Consider the following 4,518-nt stretch of genomic DNA (forward strand, 5'->3'; position numbering starts at 1 on the left):
CTGTACCATCCTGAACGCAAGATCTGGGCAATGCCACGGGCGTCATGCTTGTCCGTCTTGTTGCGCATCGCCGAGAGGGCAGCATTGACCTGGCGGGCCTCCATGCACACCACGTCAAACCTCGCCTCTCTGAGTCCATAGGTTAAATGCTGGGTCAGTGTACCCGCTTCCAGCCCGACCTGGTGAATAGGCTCACCAAACTCTCACAGGCACCTGACCACGTCGGGCACGTCAGAAGGAACGGAACGTTCAAATCGAACGTTCCCGTCCTGATCGATGATGCAGATTGCCACTGAGCGCAGTGACACGTCCAAAGCAGCATAAAACATGGTTCTCTCCCTTCATCTCGGCAACGCCGGGATTGTAGTGGGAGCTTGCCCCTTGTGGGACCGCCCGATTACACATGCTGTTGGCGCGATCCTTGCGATCAAGGTCGTAGCGGCATTTTACGAATGGCCAATCGGGCTTGGTCAATGTGCGGGGGAACCGCTTACCCACGATGGTGGTGGCGCAACCATATGGCGGCCTCTCACTTGGGTCGTGTGCAGCGCAGGAATAACGCTACTTCTATGGAACCTGTTCTGAGGCGAACCGATTTGCGCAGACCATCCGGAAAATAGAATACTAATTTTGTAGATTACATTGACTGTGTCGGATTTGGGAGCGAAACTTAGCTGGTCCAGACGAAGAAGGAGGAACGTGACATGCCGATAGGATTCAATCTGTTTTCGTTTGACTTGTTCGAAGCATTTCGTCGCCACAAGGATGAGGCGTTTGACCAAGACGACAAACGCAACAATTCGCCTCAGTCGACGTTATCCGACGAGGAAGAAGAGGACCGCTTGCGGAAGGAATCTGCAGACAAGCTCTATTGGGGTCTCGCCTATTTCCCTATCCTTTGAGGTGATCTCATGGCTTACATTGGCAACCTGAATCGTCATACTGCGGTCTCGCGCCGTTCGGTCATTCGTGGCAGCGATATCAACGTTTGGGCCGGCCGTGTCGCTGCCGGCGCTTCCTTCCTTTTCATTGCAGTTGTCATCTTTGGTCTCTGAGGCCGCCATTCAATCTGAGAGCGGGCCTATGAGCATTCAAGGGAAACAACTTCGAGCTCATCCGACGGTTGCTATTATCGGCGGAGGCTTTACGGGAGCGGCCGTTGCGATTCATCTCGCAGAGGCTCGACGTTTGCCGCCGGACGCACGCTTACTGATTGTCGAGCCGCGCGAAGATATTGGTCGGGGTCTTGCCTACGGCACAGTTGACCCGGCGCATCGCATCAATGTTCCGGCGGGGAAAATGACCATTTTTCCTGAAGCTTCAGATGACTTTGCGGCGTATACGGACGACGCCGACCTCCTGGCTGCTGATCCTTCGCTCATTGGTCGAGATGGATTGCCCTATCCGCGTAGGGCGGCGTTCGGTGACTATGTCGTGTCGAAGGTTCAGCCGTTGATTGCAAGCGGCCAGCTCGAGCATTGGCGCACCAGAATCCGCTTGGTGCAGAAACAAGTTAAAGGTTACCGGCTGATCGGTAGTGATGGTCACATGGAGACCGTTGATCTCGTCGTGATCGCCGTCAGCCATCCGGCACCTGCGGTGCCAGCCGAACTTCGGACGTTGAAGTATGCCCCGAAGTTCATTGCCGATGTCACGACCGAGCACGCCCTGGAGCCGATCGACCAGGATGATAGGGTTTTGATCATTGGCAACGGGCTGACTTCGGCCGATGTCGTTGCATCCCTGGCGCTACGCGGTCACCGCGGACAGATAACCTCCATATCGCGACGAGGTCTGCGTTCCCGCGGGCATGGTCCTGCAGGTCAGGAAAGTTATGGAGACTTTACGATAGAGCGCGCGGCAAGCGCTGTGGGGTTGTTGCGCGAGATTCGCCGATCCGTTCGCGAGGCTCAGGCCCAGGGACGCACCTGGCATAGTGTTTTGGACGCTGTGCGAACCCAAGGCCAGGCGATATGGAAAAACCTCCCACTGGGCGAGCGCATTCGAATTGTCCGCCATCTGCGACCCTTCTGGGACGTCCATCGGTTCCGCATCGCTCCGCAGGTCGAGGACGTCGTCGATGAGGCAATCGCGCAGGGTCGGCTCGATGTCCTGGCCTCCTCAGTAACCTCTGCTACGAGAAGCGGTACGCGCTACAAGGTTTCCCTTAGAAATCGGTACCAGCGGGGCGTGCGAAGCATCAACGTCGATGCCATTGTTGTGACCACGGGACCATCTCATGGCGATGTTCTCGAAGGCCAAGCCTTCCTCCGGACATTAAAGGCTGAAGGCTTCCTGAAACCTTGTCCGACAGGTCTGGGCATCGCCTGTGATCGGCAGTCACACGCGATCTCGGCCAATGATGAATCCCTACCCGATATTCTCATTGCCGGCCCCTTGGCGCGAGGAACGTATGGCGAATTAATGGGGCTCCCTCAGGTGACCGAGCACGCTGTATTTGTTGCAGATCGGATTGCACAGCTGGTTGCGGACCGTACCGGTTCTTCCGGACCCCTCTCGAAGGCGTCGTGATTTAAGCTGCGATGGACTGATGTTTTCGTCATCGCCGTATACTTGGAATTTTATTCCTTATAAATCCTATAGAATTTCATAGAATTTAGGTCTCGGTGACGGTTGAGCCCGTCTGTTACAGGAATGAAACGATGACAATTGATACGCCTCTCGACTTCCTCTGGTTTATCCCATCCTCAGGCGACGGCGCCTATCTTGGGTCCGATGATCTCAGCCGCCCGGCAGATCCCGGCTATTTCCGCGAGATCGCGAAAGCGGTCGATCGGCTAGGCTATTCAGGTGTGTTGATCCCCACAGGCGTCGCTTGCGAAGAGTCCTTCATTCTGGCGGCGGACCTGGCAGCCCATACTGAGCGTCTCAAGTTCCTCGTCGCGATCCGTCCCGGCACTGCTTCTCCAGCTTACTATGCCCGTTTAACCTCAACGCTCGATCGCGTTTCGAACGGTCGTCTCCTGCTCAACATTGTTGTGGGGGGCAGTGCCCAGGAGTTGGCAGGGGATGGCATCTTTTTGCCGCATGACGAGCGCTATGACCATGCCGACGAATTCTTCCAGGTCTTCAACTCCCTGATCGCAACCGGCAAGGCCGATCTGGACGGGCGGTACATCAAAGCCATCGGTGCGAAGCTTGGGCTTCCCCCGGTGCAGGTGCCTGGGCCACCGATCTATTTCGGCGGTTCATCTGACGCGGCGGTCGAGTTTTCCGGCGGCATTACCGACAAGTATCTCACCTGGGGTGAGCCGCCTGCGCAGGTGGCGGAGAAAATCGCAAAAGTGCGCAAGGCTGCCGCAGCGCGCGGCAAAAAGGTTACATTTGGCATCCGTCTCCATTTCATCGTGCGCGAAACCGATGAGGAGGCTTGGGCAGCAGCCGACCGTTTGATCTCCAAACTTTCGGACGAAACCATTGCTGCAGCGCAGGAAGTCTTCGCGAAAAGTTCAGATTCGGTGGGGCAGGCGCGGATGGTCGCTCTTCACCAAGGGCGGCGTGACAGGCTCGAAGTTTCTCCGAACCTCTGGGCTGGGATCGGTTTGGTCCGCTCTGGTGCCGGCACAGCGCTGGTCGGCTCTCCCAAGACGATCGCTGCACGGCTGCGGGAATACCAGGAGCTCGGTATCGATACCGTTATCGCCTCGGGTTACCCTCATCTCGAGGAGGCGTATCGCGTGTCTGAGTTGCTCTTCCCTGAGATTGGTCTACCCGGTCCGCACGGCCAGCTCCGCTCGTCTTTTGGTGAGCATCAGGTCTTTGGCGGCGGCGGCCATGGTGGCAACGTGAAGACTGCATCCGCAAGCTGATTTTCCCTTCCTAGCCTGTCTCAATCCTTCGAAAGTGCGACGATGACAATTCAGACTGCACACCTGTTTAACCTGAGGAATGATCCCGCGATCGAACCGGTATCGGACGTTGATCCGCAGTCCCTCAAAGGAGCCCTTCGCCAGCTGGCGGGGGGGGTCTCTATCATCACCACGGGTGCCGACCTGGAGCGAACGGGTGCCACCGTGACGTCAGCGACGGCATTGTCGGTTCACCCCCCACGTATGCTGGTTTCCCTCAACAAGACGTCGTCAACCTGGCCCGTTTTGCAAAAATTCGGTACCTTTGCCGTGAATGTGGTTGGTGCGCGCCACCAGCAACTCGCCAACCAGTTCGCCGGGGTGGGTGGACTGAAAGGCGCGGAACGCTACAATGGAGCCAATTGGACTAGTCTCGTGTCGGGTGCGCCCGTCCTTGGCGATGCGGTTGCTGCGATCGATTGCGAAGTGGAAGAGGCGATCGAACGGCACAGTCATGTGCTCATCATCGGGCGAGTCCTCGCTGTTCATTCCAGCGAAGGGGTGTCCCTGGCTTATGTCGATGGTGGCTACCATCGGCTCGATTGATCCGGCCACCGTTTGGTGGGGTAGCGGGTCTGATTTCGCGTAGGTTGATATGATTTTCGGGTCGGTGCTGGCAGGAGAGCTGAAGCAATGGGTTCCATCACTC

General features: G+C 57.1%; 4 protein-coding genes. All 4 read left to right on the plus strand.

Features of this window, described 5'->3' with window-relative positions; all coding sequences use genetic code 11:
• Positions 1–704: 704 nt before the first annotated feature.
• Positions 705–902 (plus strand): hypothetical protein, encoded by a 198-nt coding sequence (locus PDO_RS10260; RefSeq protein WP_007601370.1) that lies wholly within the window; start codon positions 705–707, stop codon positions 900–902.
• Between the two features lie 181 nt (positions 903–1,083).
• A complete protein-coding gene (locus PDO_RS10265) occupies positions 1,084–2,532 on the plus strand; it encodes an FAD/NAD(P)-binding protein (RefSeq protein WP_007601373.1) in 1,449 nt (482 codons plus the stop codon).
• A gap of 131 nt (positions 2,533–2,663) precedes the next feature.
• Complete coding sequence (gene ssuD, locus PDO_RS10270; protein ID WP_007601375.1) at positions 2,664–3,830, plus strand: FMNH2-dependent alkanesulfonate monooxygenase; 1,167 nt, start codon at positions 2,664–2,666, stop codon at positions 3,828–3,830.
• 42 nt (positions 3,831–3,872) lie between these two features.
• On the plus strand, positions 3,873–4,415 hold the full coding sequence (locus PDO_RS10275; RefSeq protein ID WP_007601377.1) for a flavin reductase family protein: 543 nt from the start codon (positions 3,873–3,875) through the stop codon (positions 4,413–4,415).
• Positions 4,416–4,518 lie beyond the last annotated feature (103 nt).

This window comes from Rhizobium sp. PDO1-076, assembly GCF_000247475.1.
Lineage (GTDB): Bacteria > Pseudomonadota > Alphaproteobacteria > Rhizobiales > Rhizobiaceae > Allorhizobium.

What these genes read in the sequence shown, in the direction of transcription:
- PDO_RS10260 (WP_007601370.1), top strand. Translation starts at nt 705, where the DNA reads ATGCCGATAGGATTCAATCTGTTTTCGTTTGACTTGTTCGAAGCATTT.
- PDO_RS10265 (WP_007601373.1), top strand. Translation starts at nt 1,084, where the DNA reads ATGAGCATTCAAGGGAAACAACTTCGAGCTCATCCGACGGTTGCTATT.
- ssuD (WP_007601375.1), top strand. Translation starts at nt 2,664, where the DNA reads ATGACAATTGATACGCCTCTCGACTTCCTCTGGTTTATCCCATCCTCA.
- PDO_RS10275 (WP_007601377.1), top strand. Translation starts at nt 3,873, where the DNA reads ATGACAATTCAGACTGCACACCTGTTTAACCTGAGGAATGATCCCGCG.